This window comes from Desulforapulum autotrophicum HRM2 (genome assembly GCF_000020365.1).
GTDB lineage: Bacteria > Desulfobacterota > Desulfobacteria > Desulfobacterales > Desulfobacteraceae > Desulforapulum > Desulforapulum autotrophicum.
In genome coordinates this window covers 5,544,077-5,569,381 of sequence record NC_012108.1, presented here as the reverse complement: position 1 = coordinate 5,569,381, position 25,305 = coordinate 5,544,077, and the positions used below count along the sequence as shown (strand labels likewise).

The following is a 25,305-nucleotide window of genomic DNA, read 5'->3' as shown; positions in this document are numbered from 1 at the left end:
ATGTCTATATCAATAGGCTCTATGGATAAACTTGGATACATCTATATTCTGGCGGCAGCCACCCTGTGGGGGGTTCTCGGACCCCTTGGGAAGATGGCCTTTCAGGAGGGGGTTGCCCCCCTTGAGGTTGCCTTCTGGCGGGCAATGCTTGCCTGGTTTTTGTTTGCGGTTCAGGCCCTTTTTCAACGGCGGGTTGCCGTGAAGCCCCGTGATCTTCCCGGTTTGGCCCTGTTCGGTTTTCTCTGTGTCACCCTGTTTTTTGGATCATACCAGATTGCCGTGGAAAAAGGCGGGGCTGCCATGGCCTCGGTGCTGCTCTATACGGCGCCGGCCTGGGTTTTTCTGCTTTCCCGCCTTTTTTTAAACGAGCGGGTGAATCTTAAAAAAACAGTGGCCCTTGTTCTTACCCTTGCAGGGGTGGTGCTGGTTTCCAGGAATCAGCAGGTTCAGCCCCTGGGAATCACCGGGGGGGCAGGCATGTCAGCCGTTCTGTTTGGACTTTTGTCGGGTTTCTGCTATTCTCTTTACTATATCTTTGGCAAGCATTTTTCAGACAAATACTCGGCATCGGTTCTTTTTCTTTACACCCTGCCTTTTGGTGCTGTCTGTCTTTTGCCCTGGTTTTCCTTTGCTGAAAAGAGTGCGACTGCCTGGGTGGCCCTTGGCTCCATAGCCGTTTTTTCCACCTTTGGGGCCTACCACTTTTACTATGCAGGTCTCAGGAGAATCGAGGCTGGCCGGGCGTCGATCATTGCCACGGCAGAGCCGGTTGTGGCTGCCCTGGTTGCCTGGTGCTGGTGGGGGGAGAGTTTCACCGTTTACGGCTATTTTGGAAGCGTGCTCATCCTTGCTGCCGTGGTTCTCATGATCCGGGACTGACCCTGGGACGGCTTGTTTGGAAGCTCTTTGCAGGACTTTAGCCAGCCAACACAGGGCACTTGCACAGGTGGAAAATTCTTTACATAAATACCAAAGATTGTTAAAGTTCTAGGCAACAGAAGTTTTTAAATATGATTAGAATTTTTAATTCTAAGGGGCTCGTTAGATGTTTATTTTCTGCTCTGAAATCAATAATTTCCATGAAATGCCTTAATTCAGTTCATGGAAACAAAGATGCTTAAAACCCCTTTTTTTAAGTTAAATATCAAAACAAAAATTATCATAGGGTTTGTTCCCCTTCTTTTGATTATGATTATAATCGCTTTTTTTTCCTTCTTCAGTTTAAAAGAAGCCGATCAAGTCAACAGAAATTTTATTGAACATGATTTGGTTTTGTTGGAAACAGCTGATAAGCTGGTGGATGAACTCCTGGCCCAGGAGTTATACGGGCGTCGGTATACTATTCTTAAAAATTCTGAAATGCTGGATGCTTTTTGGGATCAAAGTAAAGCGTTTGACAAACTGGTCACAGTGATACAACGCCTTCCTGATCCTTACAACGGTCCTGCATGCAGACTTTCAATCCTCCACGAGGAATTTAATTTATATTATCAGGTATGGTTTAAAGAAATTGAAAATTCTTCAGATATCCGGGCTGATGAGAATGATATCATCATTAAAAACAAACTGGATGAATTGATTTGTTTTGTTCAAACCGTGGTTAAGGATACCAAAAAAAGTCAAAATCATTTGGTATTGAAAACAGAAAATAAGGCACGTAAGACCATTCAAATCATTGTTCTTCTGTCGGGGATCGGGATTTTGATTGGGATAGTCATTGTCTCTTTCATAACCCGGAACATCTCCCGGTCAATTAAACAGTTAAAAATTGCAACAATGAGGATATCAAAAGGCAAATACGACCATCTTCCGCAAGTCAATACCAAAGACGAACTGGGAGAACTTGCCGGTGCATTCAAAAAAATGGCCCGGCGTCTGGCTCAGCTGGAAGAAATGTCTCTGGATGCCAGTCCTCTAACCCGGCTTCCTGGAGGGGTTGCCATTGAAAACGTTTTAAAAAAACGACTGGAAACCGATCGTCCCCTGGCATTTGCTTTAATAGATCTGGATAATTTCAAGTCCTACAATGACAAGTACGGTTATGCCAAGGGAAATGAGATCATTACATCCAGCGCAAAAATTATTGAAAGTGCTATTGTCGAACACGGCACAAAGGAAGACTTTGTTGGTCATATCGGCGGAGATGATTTTGCCGTGGTCACAACCCCTGAGAAATATATATCCATCTGCAAAGCCATTATAGATACTTTTGATAAAAAAATTGTAAACTTTTATGATTCTGAAGATATAAAAAAAGGCAGGATCATCAGTAAAAACAGGCAGGGTGAAACAATGGAATTCCCGATCATGACCATATCCATTGCTGTTATCCTAACAAGCGAAACAAAGCAGTTGAATCAATTTGAAATTGGAGAGATGGCGGCAGAATTGAAAAAGTATGCAAAATCACTTCCCGGCAGTGTATTTGTAGTAAACCGAAGAGAGACGCAATAGATGAAAGTTTTATGAATGATCCATTGAAATTATTCCATCCAGCCCGGAGCATCCGTGCAGTCATTATTTTGATATTTATTGGTTCAGGGATGAATTTATTCGGATGTACGGTAAAACAAATACCCAGCACCGCAGAACAAACACCTGTAATGAAGCCGGTTTCCCGGGATTATTTAAGTATAAAGGGTGAAAATATAGACGCTGAAATTTTCCATTTGGAGACTCAATTAAAAGATCAAACCGGAGAAGCGCATGATCCAAAGTTACTCTTTCATCTGGCTCTGCTGTATTCAAGCCCCCATAATCCTTTCCCGGATCATGGAAAAGCCCTGCAACTGATCAGGACATACATGGCACAAGCTCCGGATGAAATGAAAAACGATTTTGAACAATACGTAATGACGCTTCTTTTTGAAATCGAAAGTAGAAAAAATAAACTTAAACAATGCAAAACCAGCCTGGAAGCTCAAGATAAAACCAATCAAAAATTAAAAGTAGCCTATGATGAACTTTTTGATGAAAATAAAAATCAGGCAGAGATTATTGAAAAACTGAAAAGCCTGGGTACTCGTCTTGAAGAAAAGAGAAAAAGTATTGATTAGGCTCCTGGGCGAAATAAAATCTTCCTCCCTCTGAGCAGCCCATGGACGGGCTGCGAGAAGGCCATCGCCCCAACCCCGGTCTGAATCCATGACCCTGAATAAACAATGCTCATCCTTGCTGCTGTGCTTCTCATGATCCGGAGTTGTTCCGGTCAAGGCTGTTTACGAATTCTTGTATGATTTCATCCAGCAGCCGGTTCCATCCGCCGACAAGGGCCTGGGGGGTGCTTTCCTTGATTGCCGTCTCTTTTGAAAAGGTTTTTTCGTCGGTTGCATCAAGGGCAAGGGAGATCTCCATGACTGCCAGGGGGTGGCCTGGCTGCCTGAAATCGCCGTATAGACGATTGATCCTGCCCTGGAGCCGATGGTCTGCGGGTTTGTCCGGAAAGGCAGGAGAAAACAGTCGTGCATCAAAAAGGGCACGTTTGACCGCAGCTGTGATCATCCGCTGGGGGGGAATGATGAACTCGTTGAAGTAGTCTGTTTCAAACTGGAATTCATCCCTGCGGTAGACAAACGAATTGGCCATGTACATGGGGGCCATGTCAAACTCCTTTACCAGAAGCGTTGGCAGGGGGGCGTGCACGGAGGCAACGGTGGGAACTATTTTTGTCCCAAGGCTGTACAGTTTTTTTTCACTGATGTTTCTCTGAAAGGAGAAACATCCTGCCACCAGTACCAGGGTGCCGGCCATGGCCAGCATGACAAGCAGCCTTTTTTTTAACCCCCAAAAGCCCTGGGTAGACAATAGATTATTTTTCAAGGGTTTTCTCCTTTTCCGGGGGTGCCTCAAACAAAAGCCTTGCAGGATAACGTTTGATATCCTGGCTCATCTGTCTCAGGTTTTCCGAGGTGATCTTGAGGTTGTCAACAACGTCCTTGATGCTGTCCGTGTTCACCCATACCATATCCCCAAGGAGCCGGGAGGTTTTGTCAAGGGAACCGGCAAGGGAGTTGGCCGTGGCAGCCGCACCTCTAAACTCGTTAAGGGCCTGGGAAATGGGTGCTTTCGACGATTCAACAATATCTTTTGCCCCATTCACGGCGGCCCTGGCATCGTTCATCAGTCCCTTTGTCTGGGTTGAATCAAACAACTCTGCGAGCCGGGCATTGGTGGTTCTGATCTCTCTTAAAAGGGTGGCGGTCTGGGTGGATATTTCCTTGATGTTTGCGTTGTCAAGCTTGGCAGCGCTTAGGGCTATGACCGACTGGAGTTCAGCCAAAACCCCCTGGATGTTGATATCTTCGAGTTTTTTCATTATCCTGTCCAGGGATTCGCCCATCTGGGTTATTTTATTGGGTTTTGAGGGTATGTAGGGGTGCTTGGGTTCCCAGGGAATGGTAAGGGGAATCCTTTCGGTTTCGCCCATATAATTGGTTTCAAGATAGGCGGCCCCGGTCAGCCCCATAAAGGCCATTTGAACGGTCAGTCCTTCTGCCACGGCATGCTCGATTTTATCTTTGACTGAACCGCCGGGCTGGCCAAGGGAAACATCCTCAAACAGCGAGATGATCACCAAAACATAGTCGGATCTGACCCCGTAAACCCGTGAAGCCCCGGTGATCTCCTTGACCTTGCCAATATCCATGCCCCGGTATTTTACCGGGGAACCCACGTCAAGGCCCTGGACACTTTCGTTAAAACAGGTTTCAACAAGGGTTTCCTGCTTAAAAAAATCCCCGGCACCGAGCAGGGCAAGGGCAGTTACCAGCAGGGCAAACGAGATGATGACAAATAGACCTAATTTAAAATTGTTGGCTTGTTCGCTCATATGTTTCTCTTTTTCAGGCTATTCGGTTGAAAAAATTGTAAACCAGTGGTTTGGTTTGGTCCTGTTTCAGTTCAAGGGGCCCGCCCGTTGCAATGATACCCCTTGTGGACTTGTCTAGCATGATCACCCGATCGGCAATGGAGAAGATGCTGTCCAGCTCGTGGGTGACAATGACAAAGGTGATGCCAAGTGAAGTGCGAAGGGCCTTGATGAGTTTGTCAAGTTCGGCCGAGGTGACTGGATCAAGACCTGCAGACGGTTCGTCTAGAAACACAATGGCCGGATCAAGGGCCATGGCCCTGGCAAGGGCGGCCCTTTTCTTCATGCCCCCGCTCAAGGCATCGGGCATGAAATTCAGATACTCACCCAGCCCCACAAGGGCGAGTTTTGTTGTTGCAATGGCATCCATGGCCCCCTGGGGAAGGTCGGAAAATTCTTCCAAAGGCAGTTTGACGTTTTCAATCACGCTCATGGAACCGAACAAGGCTCCGCTCTGGAAAGCCACCCCGATTCCCCTGAGAATGGCGATCCGCTGGTCAAGATCTGCATCTGCAAGTTCCTGTCCCTGGATCAGGATGCTTCCCTTTTTGGGTTTAAAAAGCCCTGTCATCAGTTTCATTAGGGTGCTTTTTCCGCATCCTGAAGTTCCCAGGATAGCAAAGATTTCGCCTGGGTTTACCTGGAAGCTGATGTTGTCGAACAGGGTGAAATTCGTATAACCGGCGGTCAGGTTTTTTACCTCAATGATCGGATCTGTTCTGGTGTTCATGGGGTTAAATTCCAAGGCAGTAAAAGAGAACTGAAAATATGCCGTCAAACACGGCGATCAGGGTAATGCCCGTCACAACGGCGCTTGTGGTGCTTGCGCCTACGGCGCCGGGTCCGCTTTGGGTCTCTATTCCCCTGATGCATCCTGCAGCTGAGATCAGGATGCCGAACACAAAGCACTTGACCAGGCCCCCGGTGAAATCGATCCAGGTGACAAAGGAGATCACCTGGCTGTAGTAGGTGATGGCAGGATAGCCCATGGACAGAAGAACAATGGAGCCGCCCATGATACCGACAAAATTTGAAAAGATGGTCAACAGTGGGGTGATAAACACGGCGGCCAGGATTCTCGGGACCATGAGAAATCGGACAGGGTCAAGCCCCATGGTGGAAAGCGCGTCGATTTCTTCGTTGATTTTCATGGTGCCGATCTCGGCGGCAAACGCCGAGCCCGACCGGCCAGCCAGGATAATGGCCGTCATGAGGGGGCCAAGCTCCCGAACCATGGCAATGCCGATGAGGTTGGCCACATAGATCTCTGCGCCGAACATTTTCATGGGCATGGCCGCCTGAAAGGCCATGACAAGGCCCACAATAAAGCTGATAAGGGCGACGATGGGAAGGGCGTTGACACCCGAGCGTTCTGCGGTCAGCAGGGCGTCCTTCCACCGGACCGACAGGGGATGAAAAAAGGCGTGGATCAATGCCCGGGTGATCTGTCCCACAAGGGCGATGAACGAGGTTGCCTTTTCCATTTGATCTGCAAAGTTTTTCCCCCGGGTTTCGACAAATGAGGGGGGCTTTTTTTTGGGCTTTTTTTCTCCATCCCTGGTGTCAGGAATCGTTTCAGTCAGGTCCATCACCTGTTTAAATGCTGGTTTAAGCCCCAGGACCGAAATTTTTCCACCGGTTCTTTGTTTCCAGGTGGTCTTGATGAACCAGACCAGGGCCGCTCCGGCACTGTCCATGTGGTCCACCCGTTTAAGGTCAATGACCAGATCTCCTGTTCCGAAAAGGGCCTTTTCGGCCTTTTCCCACACCTTTGAAACACCGGCAATGTCCAGGCTGCCCGAAAGGGTGACCGTGGTGCCCTGGGCATTGTCATGATTTATTGACAGGGCTGCCAAAGGTCTTTTTTCCCTGTCATTCAATGCTTCGCCCCTCTTCAACTGCGTGGCAGGCCACCTGGGTGCCGTTGTCAAGTGTTACAAGTTTGGGGTTTTCCCGGGTGCACCGGTCATTGGCAAACAGACAGCGGCCGTGGAACACGCAGCCCGTTGGAAGGTGCACCGGGGTGGGCACCTCTCCCTTTAGTTTTATGTTGTTGGGCCTTGTCTGGCCCACCCGTGGAATGGCACTCAAGAGTGCCCGGGTATAGGGGTGGGACGGGGTGGCAAACAGGGTTTCAGGGGTGGCAAGTTCACACAGGGTGCCAAGGTACATCACGGCCACCCGGGTGCTGATGTGCTGGACCACGGAAAGATCGTGGGTGATAAAGAGATAGGTGAGCCCTCGTTTTTTGCCGGCATCCATGAGCAGATTGAGGATCTGGGCCTGGATGGATACGTCCAGGGCTGATACAGGCTCATCGGCCACGATGAGATCCGGATCAAGAATCAGGGCCCTTGCAATGCTGATGCGCTGGCGCTGACCGCCTGAAAACTCATGGGGATAGCGGCCGGACCAGGCCGGATCCACCCCTACCTGTTCAATCACGGATTTCACCTTGGCGTGAACCTTATCGTCGGTCATGTGGGGATTGTGGAAACGCAGGGGTTCTTCCAGGGTCTGCTTTACAGTTTTCCTCGGGTTGAGGGAGGCGTAAGGGTCCTGGAATATCATCTGCATTTTTTTGCGGAAGGGAAGCATCTCCCTGTGGGTGAGATGATCGATCCGGTCTTCTTTATAATAAATCTCCCCCGAGTTTGGCGGGTACAGGCCCAGGATCACCCGTGCAAGGGTGGATTTTCCGCATCCGGATTCACCCACCACGCTCAGGGTCTCTCCCCTGTTGATGGTGAGGCTGACGTTGTTGACCGCCTTGACCGTGGTTTTTTCCCGGACAATGCGGCTGTTTTTAAATTTAAGCTGTTCCAGAAAGCCACCGGAGATGTCAAAGTGCTTTACTATGTTTTTGATGGTCAGGATTGGGGTGTTGTTTTCCATAATCATTCTCTAAATCAAATGGCATGCAGCCATTATGCCTTTTTCGGTTTGCTTCAAAGGGGGGACCTCCCTGAGACAGATATCCTGTTTGATGGGGCAACGGGGGTTGAATGCGCATCCAGGGGGGATTTCCGTGAGGTTGGGCATCATGCCGGGTATCTGGTAAAGGGTTTCTCCAGGCTTCAACACCCCTGGCAGGGATTTGATCAGTCCCTGGGTGTAGGGGTGGGAAGGCGAATTGACAACGGTGGCGGTAGCGCCCTTTTCGATTATTTTCCCGGCATACATGACGGCGATTTTTTCCGTTACCTGGGAGACCACCCCAAGGTCGTGGGTGATGAGGATCAGCCCCATGTCATCCGTGAGGCAAAGCTCCTGGAGAAGGTCCATGATTTCGGCCTGGATGGTTACGTCCAGGGCCGTTGTGGGTTCGTCAGCAATGATGATCGAAGGGTCGGTCAACAGGGATATGGCAATGATAATCCGCTGGCGCATACCCCCGGAAAACTCGTGGGGATACTGGGAGAGTCTTTTTTCAGGCGAAGGGATGTGAACCTTTTTTAGCTTTTCCAGGGCGACCTTTTTAGCCTCGGCCGTGGTGATCTTTTGATGGGCCTTCAGGGTTTCCACCATCTGAGTGCCAATGGTAAAGACCGGGTTGAGGGTCATCATGGGATCCTGGAAAATCATGCTGATCCGGTTGCCCCGGATGGATCTCATTTTCTTTTCTGGAAATGCGCTGATTTCATCGCCGTTAAAGAGGATTCTTCCCCCGGCGATGAATCCGGGCTTGCTCAACAGGTTGATGATGGCAAAGCCTGTGACGGATTTTCCAGCCCCGCTTTCACCCACAATGCCGAGTCTTTCCCCCTTATCCAGGGTGAAACTTATGCCGTCAATGGCCGTGAGATCACCGAATCTCAGGGCAAATTTTACTTTTAGATCCTGTACTTCCAGGAGGTGGGACATGGTTGACTATCCTTTGTAGAGTTTCGGGTTGAGCACATCCCTGAGCCAGTCCCCGAGCAGATTGATCACAAGGACAAAGAGGATGAGAAAGACACCCGGAAAGATGGTTATCCACCAGATGCCGGAAAAGATATACTCAAATCCGGACTTGATCAAAGATCCCAGGGAGGGCATGGTCACGGGCATTCCAAGGCCAAGGAACGACAGGGCCGCCTCGCTCATCACGGCATTGGCCACCTGGATGGTGGAGATGACCATGACCGAAGTCAGGGTGTTGGGAAGGACATGGCGGAACATGATCACGGGCTGGGACAGTCCGATCACCCTTGCCGCCTCCACATACTCTTTGTTCTTTTCCCCCATGACCGATGCCCGTATGGTCCTTGCGTATACAGGCCATTCGGCAAGGCCGATGATGACAACGAGAAGGGGCACGGCCAGCTTTTCAAAGCTGCCGATGCCGAACATGAGCTGGAAAATGGCCGATATGAAGATGGCCACCATGAGGTAGGGAAAGGAAAACTGGATGTCTGCGATGCGCATGAGAACCGCATCCACCTTGCCGCCCATGTAGCCTGCTGTAAGACCGACGATGATGCCGATGAAAGCCTGGAGAAATACGGCCCCGAGCCCGATGAGCACCGATATCCTGAGCCCGTAGATCATGGTGGAGAGAAGATCCCTGCCCATGTTGTCCGTGCCCAGGAGAAATTCCGTGGTTCCGCCGTCCATGAAGGCCGGTGGAATCTCGGAATTCATGAGATCCGTGGTTGATGCATCATAGGGGTTGTAGGGTGAAACCAGAGGGGCCACAAGGCTCAGCAGCAGAAAAAATGTCAGAATGACAAAGCTGATCCTGGCGGTCCTGTCCCGCTTGAAACTGTAAAAAAGATAGGACGATTTAAAACGAGAGATGAAATTTTTCATTTTCTTCCTGCTATTCTTATCGTGGGGTTGATCAATCCATAGAGAATGTCCACCAGGGTATTTACAATGACAAATACGGACCCCACGACGATGAGATAGGTAATGAGAAGGGAGATGTCCGAGCGCTCCACGGCTTCAAGGAACATGTACCCCATTCCCTGCCATTGGAAAACCGTCTCGGTGAGGATGGTAAAGGCGAACATGATGCCGATCTGTACGCCAAAAACCGTAACCACAGGCAGCAGGGTGTTTTTAAATGCATGGACCAGCCATATCCGCATGGGGGGCAGTCCCTTGGCCCAGGCAAATTTAATGTATTCGGTTTCAAGCACTTCCATCATCTCAGACCGGATGAGTCGAATGAACAGGGGCAGCATGATGGATGCAAGGGAGATACAGGGAAGAATCAGATGTTTTAAACCGTCAGCGGTGAAAAAACCCGACTGCCACCACCCGTTGCCGAAAATATCCACGGTTTCTCCCCGGCCGTAGGAGGGGAGCCAGTGGAGCTGGACTCCGAAGATGTAGATGAGCATGATGGCCGTTAAAAATACGGGCATGGAGACCCCCAGGGTGGAAAATCCCATGGTGAATCTCGATAAAAAACTTTTGGGTTTCAGGGCCGTGTACATCCCAAGGGGAAGGGAGATCAGGATGATGAGCAGTCCGGCCCCAAAGACCAGCTCCATGGTGGCAGGGGCCTTTGAAATGATCACGTCAAGGGCGGGTTTCTTGTAGAAAAAAGAGAGTCCAAGGTCCCCGTGGGCCGCATTTTTAAGGAATCTCACATACTGCTCGCCAAACGAGTCGTTAAGACCGAGGCGATCCCTGATCTCAGCCCTTTCCGCCGGGGTCACCCGCTGGCCCACAAGGTCCCGGACAGGATCACCGATCTTATTTTTAATGGCAAACCCGATGAGGCTGATCACCAGCATGACAAAGACCGCCTGGGTGATTCTTCGTACGATAAATGCAAACATGGATTTATGTTCTCTGTAATGGGGTCAGACTTTGGTTGAAACAGTCTGCCCCTTTTTTTTTATATGAAACACTCGCCAAAGCATTGTCAATGAAGGCGTTTCAAAATTCGTTGGGGCCGGAACCATAACTCGATCCGGCCGTGCCGGTTTATATGAAACTCGTATCATTCCGCCGACCAGAGGGAGGTATTACCCTCCGCTCATTCTCACAGCCCGTCCTGGGCTGCTCCGAGGGAAACGGCAGCTCCTTCAGCGTCCATGCTGACCGCTGCCGTTTAATCCGCTGCGGGTAAAACCTCCCCCGGTCGCCTCTGCTGTCGAGTATCTAAGTTTCATGCTTCGTTATGGCCGGAAGCCGTGTCTGGCTCCGGCCATGCCGGTTATTTAACGACAATATCCCCAAAGTAGGGGAAATTCATGGAGTTGATCACAGGCTTGATGCCAACGTTGTTTTTGCCGGCATAGGAAAGATTCTGCCAGTGGAGGGGAATAAAGGCCGCATCGTCATACAGGATCTGCTCGATTTCCTTGAGCATGTCGGACCGCTTGGCAAGGTCCGTCTCTGACTGGGCAGCCACTGTCAGTTCATCTACCCGTTTGTTGCAGTACACGCCGCTGTTGTATGCACCGTAACCGGTCTCCTTGTTGATGCACATCATGAGGAACTCGGTGAAATTACCGGAATCTTCTGTGTCTGAATGCCATCCGATCATCTGGATGTCAGCCACCTTTGCATCAAATTCATCCCAGTACTGGGCCTTGGGCATGGTCTTGAGGTTCACCTTGATGTTGATCTTGGCAAGCATCTGGACAACGGCCTCTGCAATTTTTTCATCCTTTACATAGCGGTTGTTAGGAGCGATCATGGTGCATTCAAACCCATTCTCAAGTCCGGCCTCTTTCATGAGGGCCTTTGCCTTTTCAAGGTCAAAGCGGGGTTTGAGGTTTTCCTTGTATCCCGCATATCCTTCGGGTCCCTGCTGGGCTGCAACCGTTGCCGTTCCCTTCATCAGTTTTTTGACAATGCCGGCGTTGTTCACGGCATATACCATTGCCTGGCGAACCCTGACGTCCTTGAACTCAGGACGACGCTCCTGGTTCATCTGGAAGGTGATGATTCGGCCGCCGTTGATGGTGACAAGCTGGACATTTTTGTCGCCCTCAATGCGGTTGAAATCCTGGGGAGGAACGGGGGAGATAAAGTCAACATCGCCTGAAAGAAGGGCGGCAACCCGGGTTGCATCCTCTTTGATGGGGGTGAGGATCATTTGATCCACATTGCCTGGAGACTTGGTGTCCCAGTAATCTTTAAACCGGTCAAACACCATCTTGACGCCCTGCTCCCGGGAGGAAACCACAAAGGGGCCGGTTCCGGAGAGATGGTCCAGGGCATAGGAGGGACCAATTTTTACAATGGCGTCCTTGGGCTGGCCGGACTCATCCGTTCCTGTGTAAAATTCAGAATCCATGGCAAAGAAATAGGTGGCCATGTTTAAAAGAAGGGCATAGGGTTTTTTTGTTTTAATGTCCACGGTGTAGTCGTCAATGATGGTAACGCCTTCAAAGGGCTCAATCAAACCCTTGTAGTCTATACTTTTTCTCATGCGGTCAAAGGTCCACTTCACATCCTTTGCCGTAAAGGTGTTGCCGGAATGAAATTTAACCCCTTTTCTAAGGTAAAAACGCATGGTCAGATCATCCATCCGTTCCCACTTGGTAGCAAGGCGGGGTTCAAACTGCATATCCTGGGTCCAACGGACCAGGGGATCAAAGCACCAGTGTGACAGCTGAAGCATTCCGCCCGAGAGTTGAACATGGATGTCAAGGGAGACCGGATCAGCATCAAGACCGACTTTCATTGTTTTGGCATTGGCTGAAAAACCAAATGCCATCACCATGAAAAGGGTTAAACCAAATACAATAATTTTCTTCATCCCATTCCTCCTAAAAAGTTTAATGTGGGGCAGGCAACACCGATTTGTTCAAGGGTAATTTTGTTGTCTGCAATAGCGTATAACCGATCAAAAATACCAGACGGAAGACAGGGGGTCAAGTAAATAACCCCCTGTTTTTAATATTCGATCCTGCTGAAAGGGCCTGTCTCGACCTGTTTTCGATTTACAGCTAATGTCGAAATGTCTTAAAAACCAAAAACTTGTTGACTATCTGTCGTTCAAATGTAATGAATGATAATTCATTTATCAAACAAGGGGAAGACAGTCCGTAGCAACCGGGGTAAAGCGAGTGCTTGTTTTTATAAAACTATCTGTTTCTACTTTGTTTATTGTTTGAATTTTTGTTTTGGCATTAGGGCTATTCCTTGAACATTTGCCTTTTGAAGCCGGATTTAGAATATGAAGGGAAATTCATATCCTGTCTGGTTCAGGGCGATTGATCCAGGGGCTTTATTAATAATAAATTCATGGGGAGTTCAGCAATGGCACAGTTTATTTCCGACAGAAGGGATATTGATTTTTTACTCCACGAGATGCTTGACACGGCAGGGCTTGCAAAGAAAAGCGAAAAATTTGCAGAGTTCAACAAAAAAACCATCGACCTCATTGTTTCCGAGGCCCGCAACCTTGCGGTCAAGGAGATCCTTCCCACCCAGAAGGAGGGTGATGAGCATGGCTGTGTTCTGGAGAACGGCAAGGTAACAACGCCTCCTTCATTCAAGCGGCTCTATGACCTTTTTAACGAGGGAGAATGGCTTGCAATGACTGAAGACCCTGAATGGGGTGGACAGGGCATGCCAAGGACTATTTCTTCGGCAACCATGGAATACTTTAACGGGGCCAACTATCCTTTCATGATGTACCCCGGCCTCACCCATGGTGCAGGCAAGCTGGTCGAAGAGTTTGGCACCGACGAGCAGAAACGGGTTTTTCTTAAAAAAATGTACTCCGGCGAATGGGCAGGCACCATGCTCCTCACCGAACCTGGGGCAGGATCCGATGTGGGCGCCCTGACCACCACGGCCAAACGAAACGATGATGGCACCTTTTCCATCACAGGTGAAAAGATTTTCATCTCCGGCGGAGAGCATGACCTGACCGAGAACATCATCCACCCCGTCCTTGCCCGCATTGAAGGTGCCCCCGAGGGCACCAAGGGCATCTCCTTGTTTCTGGTTCCCAAGTTTCTCGTAAACGAGGACGGCTCCCTTGGTGAGTTCAACGATGTGGTGTGCACGGGCATCGAGCACAAACTCGGCATCCACGGCAACAGCACCTGCTCCCTGGCCCTTGGCAGTAACGGCAAGTGTGTGGGAACCCTTCTGGGTGAAGAGAACAAGGGCATGAAGGCCATGTTTGTCATGATGAACGAGGCCCGGCTCCTGGTGGGTTTCCAGGGATTTGCCTGCGCCACGGCTTCGTACATGTATGCCGTGAACTACGCAAAACAAAGAATTCAGGGCAAAAATCTTCTTGAGATGATGGATGCCAATGCAAAGGCCGTTCCCATTATCCAGCACCCGGATGTCCGTCGTCAGCTGCTCAAGATGAAGGCCCTTGTGGAAGGCATGCGAAGCATTCTCTACTATGTCAACTATTGTGCAGACATGGCAGCCATTGGAAAGGATGAGGCGGAACGGGCCAAATACCAGGGCCTTGTGGAGGTTCTCACCCCCATTGCCAAGGGTTATGTCACGGATCGTGCCTTTGAGGTGTGCAGCCAGGGCATGCAGATCTATGGCGGTTATGGATTTATCGAAGAGTATCCCATGGCCCAGCTCCTGAGGGACTGCCGCATCACCATGATCTATGAGGGCACCAATGGCATCCAGGCCATGGATCTTCTCGGCAGAAAGCTTGGTATGAACAAGGGCAAGCCCATCATGGATCTCTTTGGTGAGATGCAGAAAACCGTTGCTGGGGCAAAGGAGATTCCCGCTATCCAGGCCTATGCAGAAAAGATCGAAAAGGCCCTGAACAAGCTTGGCGAGGTTGCCATGACCATGGGACAGACAGCCATGTCACCCAAGGTGCTCAATGCCTTTGCCAATGCCCATCCCTTCCAGGATGCCGCCGGCGACGTTGCCGTGGCGTGGATGCTGCTCTGGAGAGCCTCCATCTCAGCCACCAAACTTGAAAAGGCCAAGGCAAAGGACAAACCCTTTTACAACGGTCAGATCAAGTCACTGCAGTTCTTTGTGGAGACCCTTCTTCCCATGACCATGGGTAACCTTGCTGGCCTTAAAACCGTCAGCGGTGCAGCCGTGGACATTGACGAAGCATCCTTTGCCGGTTAATCTTTTTTGAAGTAATTTCTGTAAAAACATGCCCGGGTCGTTTTGACCCGGGCTTTTCTTTTTCAGTGGATTTTACCCGTGGCTACATGGATTTCAAGTCCGCCGTGGAACAGGGGATGTAACTCCACAGCAAAGGGAAGTTCCCTGGCAAGTTCAGGTTCAGGCAGGAGGATGCCCACCCTCCATCCCTGGAAATTCCGGGCAAGCTTGTCGCCGATCCGTTTGTAAAATTCTGCGGTTTCACCCTTTTCCCCCAGGCGTTTACCATAGGGCGGATTCAGGACCACCACCCCGGCCTGGTCGGTGAAATCCTTCGGCCCAAGGTCAAAGAAGTCCTGTTTGTCTACCTGTACCAGCCCTGAAAACCCATGGTCGGAAAGGGTTTGCTCAAGACCCGCAATCAGATTCCCGGCCTGGTCAAAACCAAAGATAAGGGGCGTTTCCACGTTCCGGAAATTTTTTTCTGCCGTTTTTTTCAGGTGGTTCCACTGGGCCTGGCTGAAACAGGGGAAATGTTCAAAGGCAAACTGCCGATAAAATCCCGGGGGAATCTGGGATGCCATCATTGCCCCTTCAACGAGGAAACTGCCTGACCCGCACATGGGATCCATCAACGGTTCCCTGCCTGAAAAGCCTGTCCGGATCAGAATCGAACGGGCAAGGGTTGACCGCAGGGGGGCCATACCCACTGCGCTTGTGAGCCCCCGCTTGTGGAGAAGGTCTCCGCTGGTGTCTAAAGAGATGAAAAACCGGTCGTCCCTGACCCGGATCAGGATCTTGTAACTGGCAGGTGCGCCGGGTGATTCTGGTGCCGCCATGTCAAGGTGGTCCTGGATGATCTGAACGGCCCGCTCTTCAATGGCTCGCGTGTGATATAGCCTTGAGTGGTGGGTGGTGGCCTCCACATGGATATGGCTCCTTTTTTTAAGAAAGAGCTCCCACTCGACCTGGGCCAGTTTTTTTTCAAGGGTTCTGAAGTTTTCAGCCTTGAATTCCGCAACCTCCATGGTGATTCTGGAGGCGGTTCCAAGGTAAAGATTGGCAAGGTAGCAGGATTTCATGGGACCTGTGAATACAACCCCGCCCTCGGCCATGGTAAAATGTTCCGTTTCCAGGGGAAGGGCTGCAAATTCAGCGGCCAGGATCTGTTTGAGCCCCGGGGTTGTGGACGCAAAAAAGGTCTGCTTTCTTGCGGTTACCCGTCGTTTTATCCGTTTTTCAAATGGTGTTGGTTTCATGGTGTGATTATATCCTTTTAAATGCCCCAAGTAAACGTCGGGTTTGACACTGGTTCATAATTCCGGTAAAAGTTTTTTATGAACAGAACAGATCAGATTCCAGAATCAATGCCTTCAAACAAGCATTCACATAATTAAAACAAAATAAACAGGAGTTTATCATGGCTGGCGTTAACAAAGCGATTATTTTAGGTCATCTTGGCAGAGATCCGGAAATGACATACACCCCCTCCGGGCTTGCGGTGTGTAAATTTTCCCTTGCAACCTCAAAAAAGATGAAGGACGGACAGGAGGTCACCCAGTGGCATCGCTGCACCGCCTTTGGCAAGACAGGCGAACTGATTTCCCAGTATGTGAACAAGGGTAATCAGCTCTATGTGGAAGGCGAGATTACTTACAGCCAGTATGAAAAAGACGGCGTTACCCGTTATTCAACAGACATCATTATAAGGGAGTTCAACTTTATCGGTGGTGGCGGTGGTGGTGGTGGCGCTCAACAGGGCGGTGGCTATCAGGGTGGCCAGGGGGGCGGCGCTCCCCAGGGCGGTGGTTACCAGGGAAATGCCGGTTATCAGCAGGGTGGGGCGCCCCAGGGCGGCGGATATAAGGGCGGCGGATCTGGCGGGTCTGTGCCGCCCAAGGATGATATTCCGTTCTAACCGTTACCATTATTTAAATTGTAAACTTTTAGGGTGTAAGGCTTCGGTTTTACATCCTTTTTTTTGTATCACGGTATCTCTGTTTACCGCTTTTGGGTTTGTCCTGAATGGTCTTTTCGACCAGCCCTGCTTTTAAAGCAGGGGTTTTAAAAGATCCGTGGGGAATTTGGTTCGATTCGTTTTACCTACCAGGGTCAATAGATCTGGAACAGCCTGTTATCTCTTGCATACTGTCAATATTTCAACTTGGTCCCGACCTAGTCCCTTTGCACCATTGCATTCTTATATCGGATTCGAGTCGTATCTGCCAGGACCACCCTCCAGTATACACGTTTCCTGAAGGAGCAGTTGATGGATCCATTAGGCTGCAATCTCTTTTACTTGTGGACAGGGCAAACCGGTCACAAGATGCGAATATCTGTAAAGCGAATAACAGGTTGTTGGCTGGAAAATTCTGGGCCCAGTCCCGAGTTTTGGGTTTGTTTATCGAAAATTGATTTTTAACGAAGTTTATTTCTTTACATGGGGCGACTAGCGTATTGACTTTTTAAGCTGTCCGTACTTATTCTAAGAATCGTATGTTTTAATAAAATTTTGGAGAGATGGTAGGAGTCGATAATTTTCTAAGGTATAAAAATTGTGGCGTATGCTGTGTCTCAGAGCATTATGCTTCAAAATTATGTCCATCATCTTAAGTTGCTTTAAATTTTGTTAGACGCAAATGACATATATCATAACCAAAAGTTATAACGCATATGATAGAATATCCCAATGATCCCATATTCCAGAGGTCGTATGCCCTTGCAATCACGAAGCCTGTCTGTCAGTTGCAGCCCCATCGTGAAACATCTCCTTTTTATGTTGTCGATCATTTTTCGCTTTTTGTGAATACAATTGAGTTTTGTCTCCATTCCCTTGCCCTTGGCAGCCTTGACAGTGAGTTACAGCGGGATGACCTGAAAAATAAAGTTTTCAGTCTGATCCATTTTCAGTTTCAGGCACTTAAGAACGAAAACCCGAGAACAAAAATCCCAGGGCCAGCTGAAATTGATAAATATTCCAGCGAATTTATCAATACGCTTTTGAATGTAAAAAAAGGCAAGGAGTTTACCGATCGTATTTATTCGATTTCCGACAATAGATTCTATGAAATTCGATTCCGGCTGTTATACGAACTGGATGCATTTGACGGTTCATTCACCATTCAGCCATCGGTGGAATGTATCAATTTATACTTGCAGGCCCTTTCCCAACCCCTGATTGACAAAACCATTGCAACACAGGCCATTCTTGAACACCAGCTTAGATCAGGAAAACTGAGCCAGGCCATTCAGACCGCCGAAGAGCATTATAAAATCACGCTTCAGCAGAAACAGTATCTGATGGAACTTAAGACGAGCATCAGTATCAATCTGAAAAGTGTTCATTGGACCCGGGACATTATACCCCGGGTTGAAGGGGCAGAAGAAAATCTTGCCCTGTTTCTGGATTCGGATAAGCGTATTCTTTCTCATATTGAAAATGATCCCAACCTTGAAGGGGAGAGTGTCGAACAGCTGGCCTTCATCCGCAAAAAGGTCATGGACTGCGCCAACACCTACAGCCAATTGTTAACCGAAATTACCACCATGGGTTCCCATCTCAGGAAAGCCCAGGATGACCAGGCATTTATTGATTCATCCCGGTATGAACATCTCCCGAACATTATCAACGACATTTTCCTTCCTTTAATGGGACTTCCGAAACAATTGATCCCCACGTTGAACGAGAAACTTTTTCCAGCCATTATTCCGCCGTCCCTACCCTACGTGGATGATCTTACCTTTATCGTAAACCGTGCGCTGGTTGAAAGAAATATGGATGAAAATGCCGTCCCTGAACAAGACGAGTTCCAGGAATTCCTACGGGAGGAAGAACCGCTTGTTTCTGAACAGGATTTGTCCGAGATCCTGTCTTTGCTGGATGGTATTTGCCTAACCCGGGAGAGCGTGCTTCTTTCGAATTTGCTTGATCATCTTGTTGACGAAGGTTACTCCCAAAAAGTAGCCGCTGTTTTGCTTGCACATTTTATATTTCAGGCGCCCAGGAACTACCACGGATTTACCGCAGAGAAAACAGATACGACATTTAAATTTGAAAACTTTTCATGCGATGATGTTTTGTTGAGCCGGTCGATAATAGAAAAGGCAGAGGAAGCGTTATGAGTGATATTCAGGATGCATCATACCTTATTACATGCGGTCTCAAACCAAAGCTTGTGCCCAATAAAAATCCAAGGTACCGGGAGCTTCTGGAGCGGTATAATTTGGATGCTGAGTTTCATGGGGTGGTGGAAGAAATTACGGCGGGTCAGGGGCTCGTCATTCTTGATTCCTCACGGCTTCTGGTCCTGGGGTTGAAGGACCAGAACAGCCCATATGCTCCCACTATCCGAGATGTTTTCGGTAATGTCAAACCTGAAGAGCGGATGATGATCGGTATGTCTATCCTTGCCCTGGCAGCTTTTTGTTATCCAACCCCTGAAAGCCTTGACAACCCCCAAGTGATATATCCTTCATGTTACAATATCCGGGAAAGAATGCGAGAGTTGGTTGAAATGGCCTCTAATATTCAAACAGACGAGGAAGTGCCCGGGCTCAGGCAGGTATGGGAAATCATCAAATCCAACGAGCCGATTCAACGCAAAAACGAGAAACACACAAGGGGATCCCTGGCGTGGGCGGTCAAATTTGCTTTTTCGTTTCTTGAGTCACGAAATTTTATTTCCCAGACAAGTGATGACCAGGAAGGGACATTTGCCACCCGGGAAAAATTTCGGGTCCATGTAAAAAACATGATGCTCCATCGTTCTTTCCAGGTGGTGCAGGAGATGGCAGGCATGATGACTTCAAACTAAATAACAGAGGTGCGTTAATGCCATATTTATTGAATACATGGTTTTCAAGGGCGGGACATCCGGCTGCACGCCTCTATGATCTGAAGGTTGAATGTTGCAGCCCGGATAATGCATCAGAGTATACAGATACCATTGTCATGGCGGAAAACGGTGATGGAAAGAGTTCCATCATTCAGCTCATTATTTCAGTTTTTATTCCAAACAAGCGCATGATTACCGGTGGTAAAGGGTTTGATGATGTTCGCACCCTGGATTCATACTTTAAAGCCGGTGAGGTGGCCTGGGTTGTCCTTGAATTCACGGTTGATGACAAACAGGAGTTTTTGTTTGACGATAAGCCCACTCGCATTGTCGGGTTCATGGCATACAAATCCACCGTTCGGGATGATGCCGGCAATTTTGAATTAAAAAGGCATTTTTTCAGTTTTAAAACCGGATCCGGCTTGTCCGCTGATGATATCCCCATGAAGGAGAAAATATCGTATATTGAAGCGTGTGATTGGGCGAATGGTATTTTAAAGCAGCATCCAAAGTCAGAGCCTTTCAGCCACAAGCGCCAGTCCCAATGGGCTGATTTCCTGAAAAGTATCAATATTCATCCGGAGCTTATGAAAATGCAGCTTTTGATGAATAAAAAAGAATCCAATGCAGATGAAATCTTGAAACTGTCAAATATCAATGAATTTGTGGATCTTGTGCTGACCCCGCTGATAGACCCCGAAAGAACAAGCGCCCTTCCAGAGACCATTGAGGCCCACCGTAATGAGCTTGCCAACATTCCGAATCTGCGAAAAGAGCAAGAGTTTATGAATAAATTGGCCCGGCAGGTTTCTTTACTTCAGGGGCCGGGCAAGAATGTAAAACGCCTTGAAAAAGAGATCCATGGATCAGAAAAGAAAAGGGGAGAGATTGCAGATAAAATATCCAACACGGTTTTCCACCTCAAAGAAAAATCTTCAAAACTTCAATCAGATACGCTTGCCTCAAAAAATGAAGTAAATACGGTAACCGACCAAATAAAAAGGCTTAATGCCACCCGTCTCTGGTTTGAAATGAGGAAACTTCAGATCCTGGAGGAGAATGCCAGGATAGATGAAGCGTCGTCAAACAAAAGGTTGGAACAGGCCGAATATAAACTCAAATTGCTTAAAGCCGCTTCGTGCCTGGGGGAACTATTAAAGGTCCAAGCCACGATCCGTTCCATTGATGAAGCCATAGCCAAAGCTGATCTGCCCGCAAAGGCAACCCTTGAACAACTCCATGGGGTTGGAGCCGCCCTTTATACCTTATGCAACAAAAGAATCCAGGCGATTGATAGGGAACTGTCTGATATTCGCAAAAAACTGGCAGACGCCCGCAATGAACAAAAGACGCTGGTCCGCAGGGAGTCATGCCTGAAAAGTGACAAGGTGCATAACAGTGAAATCATTTCCAAGATTGAAGAGTGGTTATCAGAGGCAAAACTCGAACTAAATCATCTTGTGGAATCAGGCGTGATGCTGGCCCAGGAAAATTTTGTACAAGGCAAAGACCGGTGTTTAAGTGAAATATCGGACACGGAAAAATCCATTGAAGACAAGAACCGTTCCATGGGGCAATTGGAAGAGCGGCTAACGGCTCTTAACAAGGATACATTTGAGAGTAAGGTTAACAAGGAAAATTGTAAAAATAAAATTGAGAGAATCAGGGAAAAGATTAAAGATTACAGGGAAAGCCTTGCAAAAATAGAGCACAATCAGACTCTTATGGAACTCGAAGGCGTGGATGTTGTTATCCCCTATGACGCTGGACTCTGTGCACGTCTTGAAAAATATATCGACGAACAAAGGGCTGAACATCAGATATTGACAACAGCCCTAGAGTCGGATCAATTGGATCTGGAAGCCCTTGAGCAGAATTCGGTGCTTCCGCCGTCAAAGGATGTTGTCCGGGTCCTTGATTATTTTTCACACCAGGACATTGCCTGTTTTGGGTTTGGACAGTATTTTGCGCAAAACCGGGTTCTTGCGCCTGGGAAAGTAAGAGAACTTTTGTCCCAACAACCTGCCAAGTACAGCGGCATTGTTTTTCAATCCCCGGAGGAGTTTAAAAAGGCCAAGAAAGTGCCTGCCCTGGCGCATTTGCGTGGGCCGGTTGAACTGACCCTCCAGCAAGAGGGTCTTTCGGTAAATAGCAATTTTTCAGATGGTGTCCATAAGCACGTGGTGCTGCCGGATACCGATGCCTCTTTCAATGGAGACGCCGCTGAAATCTACAAACAGGAACTGAAAAAAAGACTTTATAAAAATGAATCCAGATTGTCCGAGGTCAACAGTCGAGCAAAGAGCGCTTCTAATATTTTCCATCATTTAAAGCGTCATCTGTCAATTTATGGGGTTCTGTCATTGGAAACAATGATTTCTGATTTGTCAGCTTTAAAGGAGGATTTGGGTAAAATCAAATCCCGTATCCTTCATATCAACGCACAAATAGATGACACCATCCATCTTAAAAAAACCATGGAAGTTGAAATTGTTTCTTTCCGAGAACAGCTTGGAGAAAAAAAGAATCACCTGAACGAGTTCCGTGTCTATGAAGAAACCTATCACCGCAAAATTGTTGGGCAAAAGGAGATTATCGAAGAGAAAAAGCGGAAAAACAAGGACATCGATAGGGCACTCAAAAAGATAGTGGCGGATCGGCTGCCGCTTGACAGCCTTATTGATAATCTGGAGGAAAAGAAAGAGCGGCAGGTCGGTCTGCTTGAATCAAAGAAGATAGATAAAGACAGCATCCAGTATTATGACAGGCAGGTGGGTGATGGCAAGGATTATGCCGAAGTTGATCACCATGAATTAACTGAAATGTACAAACGAACAAAAGATCAATATGAGAGCCAGTCGGACCTTACTGCCAAATTGAGGGGGGAAAGGGAAGCCACTGAAAGGCAACGCATGGGCATGGAAAAGAAATATGCCAATCTCAGGGGGAATCTTTCTGATACAGAGGTCAGGGAGGCTTTTGAGACCGACACCCCAGGCATTCAGCAGGAGAGTATTTCTGAACAGGAAACTTTTGTAAATACGTTAAGGGAGAATGCCGGCCAGAAAAAGCAGCAATACAAACAGGCAAAAGAGAACCTGTCTGAATGGCGCAGTCAATATCCTACCATTGAGGAACCGGTGGAGGCTGGGCCTGTCTCAACCGTTGAACACGCTGAAACTGTTTTGGATCGCCTTGAAAACGAGCTGGTTCAGACGAATCATCTGCTTGAAGAGAAAAAATCGACCCATGAACAGTTTAAAATAATGCACAACAACTGCCTGGGTGACATCCGAGGAATTGAGCCTGTTTTGCAGCTTTCCCTTCCCCATGCCAACCATCAGGATAATGGGGACCAGGTTTTTTCCGACATTGAAGAGGCTGGCCGTGCCTGGACGCAAATAGGACAAACAATTGCCGACATTAATGGGGAACTGGATAAATCAAAAGACGCTATCGCCGGGATTACCCAGGCGATAGACAGAATTCTCCATGATGAATCCTATCAGGATATTGCCGAGAAAATAAAAGCCCGGATTCGGAACATTAAAGACAGCCTTTACCTTCAAGCAGAGCACTATCTTTCTGAAATCATCCAGCGGGTGGATAGCATTCATGACACCATCGGCAAGATGGATAAGCGTATCGAGACAATCGTTGAAATCTACCAGCAATATGTGAACGAGGCCCTGGCAAATTTCAAAGCCCTTGAATCCTCATCGCGGTTTCCCGTGAATACCGGAACCTGGGAGATCTGGAGCAAGGAACCTTTTTTCAAGGTTCAGATGAACCCCAAGGTGAAGAATCCGGACTATGTCCGTACCCAGTTATCCTCGTTCATTGAACAGATATTGAGAAATCCCCAGGTGAAATTGAGTTCAAATTCCGTACAATTGATTCTACGGGGGGTACATGAAGTGATTGGGGGTAATTTCTCCATCCGGGCGCTCAAGGTCCAGTCAAATCCCACCAGGGAACGGGATGACATTATGCAGACACTGGCCCATTCAGGGGGAGAGAAAGCCACGGCAGCGATTTATTTATATACAACACTGGCCCGTATGGTTGGCAATAACTGCTACCAGCGCAAAAATTTCCCGTCTTTTTTGATTCTGGACAACCCGTTCGGTCAATGTAACAAGTCCTCTTTTTTGAAATTGCAGAGGGAAATGGCGCGTATATCAAATGTTCAGCTCATCTATTTTACCGGCATCAAGGACACGAGATCGTTAAGTGAATTCAACCGGTTTGTGACCTTGAAAAAAACAGAACGGACCACAAGGGGAGACCAGCGTGTCCAGGCGGTTGAAACCCGTTTTGAGTCAATCACCGCAGATTTTTCCCCAGACCCGATAACAGATCCTTTTGCCCCTGTGCTTGGCATCAAGGCCGGTGCCGATGGCAAAAACACGGAAAGAATCAATTAAAAAAGGTATTTTGGGGCATGCCATATGGATTTAACCACAACATTTTTTGAAAAATTACCCGATAAACAAAAGATTGATCTTTCAGAACTGTGGGATGTTTTTGAAAAGGTGGTGCCGGCTGATATGTGCCTGAACTCCCGGAAAAAATTATCGGAGTTGATCGACAATATGGTAAACGCCCATGGGCTGGAACTGCCAAAATCCAAGGCGCAGTTTAACCGTTCGGCACAGCCCCCATTGCCCAAATTTATCAAGCGTAAACCAAAGCATGGAAGTCACCGGGAAAAGCTAAACCCCAAGCATTCTCTGTGGCATCCTAAATTGGCGTTTCTTCCAGAATCAAGGCTGTCCTCTTTTGACAACTGGCTCAAGGTCGATGGGTGGTTAAAAAACGGCGGGCTTGAAAAAGAGGTTGTACCGGTAAACGAGCGCTCCTATGAGCTCTTTGGTGACGAAAAATATCTGGACAAACAATTTTCCCAGACGGTTCCTTTTACAAAAGGTCAGTTCTCCCTTGATGACCTTCGCTGCCGGCGTATTTATCATCCCCTTTCCTGGGAGGCAGGTCCTGAAAGCGCAAGGGGTAAACCCTGCCTTGTAATTGAAAATATGGCAACCTGGTTTTCATTGAAAACCCTTAATGATGAGCAAGGATGGTATTCGTCGGTTGTTTTCGGGTGGGGAGCAAAATTTGAGGGTAACTGGGTGAACCTTGAATTTATTATGAAAAAGTGCAGGTTTTCAGAGGTCTGTTATTTTGGGGATATAGATGAAAAGGGCTTGATGATCCCTTTTTATGTTAAAAGCCGTTTTGAAGATCAATTTGATATGCCATTTAACCTTGAACCTTTTCTGTATGAAAAACTGTTGTCTCTGGAAGTTACGCCGGGTCCCGACAAGAGCCATACCGGAAAATTCGATTTTAAAAAAATAGCGCCCATCATTCCTGAAAAGATCCGTTCAACGGTCTTGGATCTAATCCAAAATAAAAAGCGTATCCCCCAGGAAGCGCTCCAACCTTTAACGATGTTGTAATTCCGCCTTTTATTCAACCTTGTTTAGCTGTAAAGCCAACAGTCTTTGTTGGTTACTATGAAATAATAATAAGATTGCGTCCATACTCGCAAACTAAATAAATATAAATCCTTGCGAAGGATAAAAAATGTTGATACTG

Annotated in this window: 20 protein-coding genes; 9 read left to right on the top strand and 11 right to left on the bottom strand. The window is 48.0% G+C overall.

Annotated elements, in window-relative coordinates; translation table 11 throughout:
* The first annotated feature begins 21 nt into the window (after positions 1-21).
* From HRM2_RS24385 to HRM2_RS24375, 3 genes are all read left to right on the top strand, one after another.
* On the top strand, positions 22-879 hold the full coding sequence (locus HRM2_RS24385; protein WP_041273491.1) for a DMT family transporter: 858 nt from the start codon (positions 22-24) through the stop codon (positions 877-879).
* Between the two features lie 396 nt (positions 880-1,275).
* A complete protein-coding gene (locus tag HRM2_RS24380) occupies positions 1,276-2,454 on the top strand; it encodes a sensor domain-containing diguanylate cyclase (protein WP_187149313.1) in 1,179 nt (392 codons plus the stop codon).
* Positions 2,455-2,465: 11 nt separating this feature from the next.
* Entirely contained in the window at positions 2,466-3,056 is a 591-nt protein-coding gene (locus HRM2_RS24375) for a hypothetical protein (RefSeq protein WP_015906684.1), read from the top strand.
* Positions 3,057-3,186: 130 nt separating this feature from the next.
* Here HRM2_RS24375 and HRM2_RS25700 read toward each other — a convergent pair whose 3' ends face one another.
* The 9 genes from HRM2_RS25700 to HRM2_RS24330 all read right to left on the bottom strand — a co-directional run bounded on the left by HRM2_RS25700 (position 3,187) and on the right by HRM2_RS24330 (position 12,572).
* Positions 3,187-3,819 (bottom strand): ABC-type transport auxiliary lipoprotein family protein, encoded by a 633-nt coding sequence (locus HRM2_RS25700; RefSeq protein ID WP_015906683.1) that lies wholly within the window; start codon positions 3,817-3,819, stop codon positions 3,187-3,189.
* On the bottom strand, positions 3,809-4,828 hold the full coding sequence (locus HRM2_RS24365) for an MlaD family protein (protein WP_015906682.1): 1,020 nt from the start codon (positions 4,826-4,828) through the stop codon (positions 3,809-3,811). Before HRM2_RS24365 ends, HRM2_RS25700 begins: the two co-directional genes overlap by 11 nt.
* A gap of 13 nt (positions 4,829-4,841) precedes the next feature.
* On the bottom strand, positions 4,842-5,597 hold the full coding sequence (locus tag HRM2_RS24360) for an ABC transporter ATP-binding protein (RefSeq protein ID WP_015906681.1): 756 nt from the start codon (positions 5,595-5,597) through the stop codon (positions 4,842-4,844).
* A gap of 4 nt (positions 5,598-5,601) precedes the next feature.
* Positions 5,602-6,747: an ABC transporter permease gene (locus HRM2_RS24355; RefSeq protein ID WP_041273489.1), complete on the bottom strand. Its 1,146-nt coding sequence runs from the start codon at positions 6,745-6,747 to the stop codon at positions 5,602-5,604.
* Positions 6,740-7,762: an ABC transporter ATP-binding protein gene (locus HRM2_RS24350; RefSeq protein ID WP_041273488.1), complete on the bottom strand. Its 1,023-nt coding sequence runs from the start codon at positions 7,760-7,762 to the stop codon at positions 6,740-6,742. The genes HRM2_RS24355 and HRM2_RS24350 overlap by 8 nt, the downstream gene beginning before the upstream one ends.
* Before the next feature lie 9 nt (positions 7,763-7,771).
* The gene (locus tag HRM2_RS24345) at positions 7,772-8,731 is read right to left on the bottom strand and encodes an ABC transporter ATP-binding protein (protein ID WP_015906678.1); all 960 of its coding nucleotides are present in this window, start codon (positions 8,729-8,731) and stop codon (positions 7,772-7,774) included.
* Between the two features lie 6 nt (positions 8,732-8,737).
* Complete coding sequence (locus HRM2_RS24340; RefSeq protein WP_015906677.1) at positions 8,738-9,658, bottom strand: ABC transporter permease; 921 nt, start codon at positions 9,656-9,658, stop codon at positions 8,738-8,740.
* Positions 9,655-10,638 carry an ABC transporter permease gene (locus HRM2_RS24335; RefSeq protein WP_015906676.1) on the bottom strand — a complete coding sequence of 328 codons (984 nt, stop codon included), beginning with the start codon at positions 10,636-10,638 and terminating at the stop codon, positions 9,655-9,657. The genes HRM2_RS24340 and HRM2_RS24335 overlap by 4 nt, the downstream gene beginning before the upstream one ends.
* A 380-nt stretch (positions 10,639-11,018) precedes the next feature.
* Positions 11,019-12,572: an ABC transporter substrate-binding protein gene (locus HRM2_RS24330; protein ID WP_015906675.1), complete on the bottom strand. Its 1,554-nt coding sequence runs from the start codon at positions 12,570-12,572 to the stop codon at positions 11,019-11,021.
* A gap of 503 nt (positions 12,573-13,075) precedes the next feature.
* On the opposite strand from HRM2_RS24330, the gene HRM2_RS24325 reads away from it, so the two are divergent.
* Positions 13,076-14,890, top strand: coding sequence for an acyl-CoA dehydrogenase (locus HRM2_RS24325; protein ID WP_015906674.1), 1,815 nt, complete (start codon positions 13,076-13,078; stop codon positions 14,888-14,890).
* Positions 14,891-14,952: 62 nt separating this feature from the next.
* Here the strand turns inward: HRM2_RS24325 and HRM2_RS24320 are convergent, their stop codons facing one another.
* Positions 14,953-16,128, bottom strand: coding sequence for a THUMP domain-containing class I SAM-dependent RNA methyltransferase (locus HRM2_RS24320; protein WP_015906673.1), 1,176 nt, complete (start codon positions 16,126-16,128; stop codon positions 14,953-14,955).
* 161 nt (positions 16,129-16,289) lie between these two features.
* Here HRM2_RS24320 and HRM2_RS24315 point away from each other — a divergent pair, with 161 nt between their 5' ends.
* Positions 16,290-16,787 carry a single-stranded DNA-binding protein gene (locus HRM2_RS24315; RefSeq protein WP_015906672.1) on the top strand — a complete coding sequence of 166 codons (498 nt, stop codon included), beginning with the start codon at positions 16,290-16,292 and terminating at the stop codon, positions 16,785-16,787.
* 49 nt (positions 16,788-16,836) lie between these two features.
* On the opposite strand, the gene HRM2_RS28415 is transcribed toward HRM2_RS24315, so the two are convergent.
* The gene (locus tag HRM2_RS28415; RefSeq protein ID WP_408605360.1) at positions 16,837-16,953 is read right to left on the bottom strand and encodes a Fic family protein; all 117 of its coding nucleotides are present in this window, start codon (positions 16,951-16,953) and stop codon (positions 16,837-16,839) included.
* Positions 16,954-17,671: 718 nt separating this feature from the next.
* Between HRM2_RS28415 and HRM2_RS24310 the strand changes: the two genes are divergently transcribed.
* Genes HRM2_RS24310 through HRM2_RS24295 form a run of 4 tightly spaced genes read left to right on the top strand, consistent with a single transcriptional unit; the run spans position 17,672 to position 25,166 of the window.
* Positions 17,672-18,991, top strand: a complete 1,320-nt coding sequence (locus tag HRM2_RS24310) for a hypothetical protein (RefSeq protein ID WP_148214706.1) — start codon at positions 17,672-17,674, stop codon at positions 18,989-18,991.
* Entirely contained in the window at positions 18,988-19,683 is a 696-nt protein-coding gene (locus HRM2_RS24305; protein ID WP_015906670.1) for a hypothetical protein, read from the top strand. Before HRM2_RS24310 ends, HRM2_RS24305 begins: the two co-directional genes overlap by 4 nt.
* A gap of 17 nt (positions 19,684-19,700) precedes the next feature.
* Positions 19,701-24,131 (top strand): hypothetical protein, encoded by a 4,431-nt coding sequence (locus tag HRM2_RS24300; RefSeq protein ID WP_015906669.1) that lies wholly within the window; start codon positions 19,701-19,703, stop codon positions 24,129-24,131.
* Positions 24,132-24,155: 24 nt separating this feature from the next.
* Positions 24,156-25,166 carry a hypothetical protein gene (locus HRM2_RS24295; protein WP_015906668.1) on the top strand — a complete coding sequence of 337 codons (1,011 nt, stop codon included), beginning with the start codon at positions 24,156-24,158 and terminating at the stop codon, positions 25,164-25,166.
* Positions 25,167-25,305: the final 139 nt, after the last annotated feature.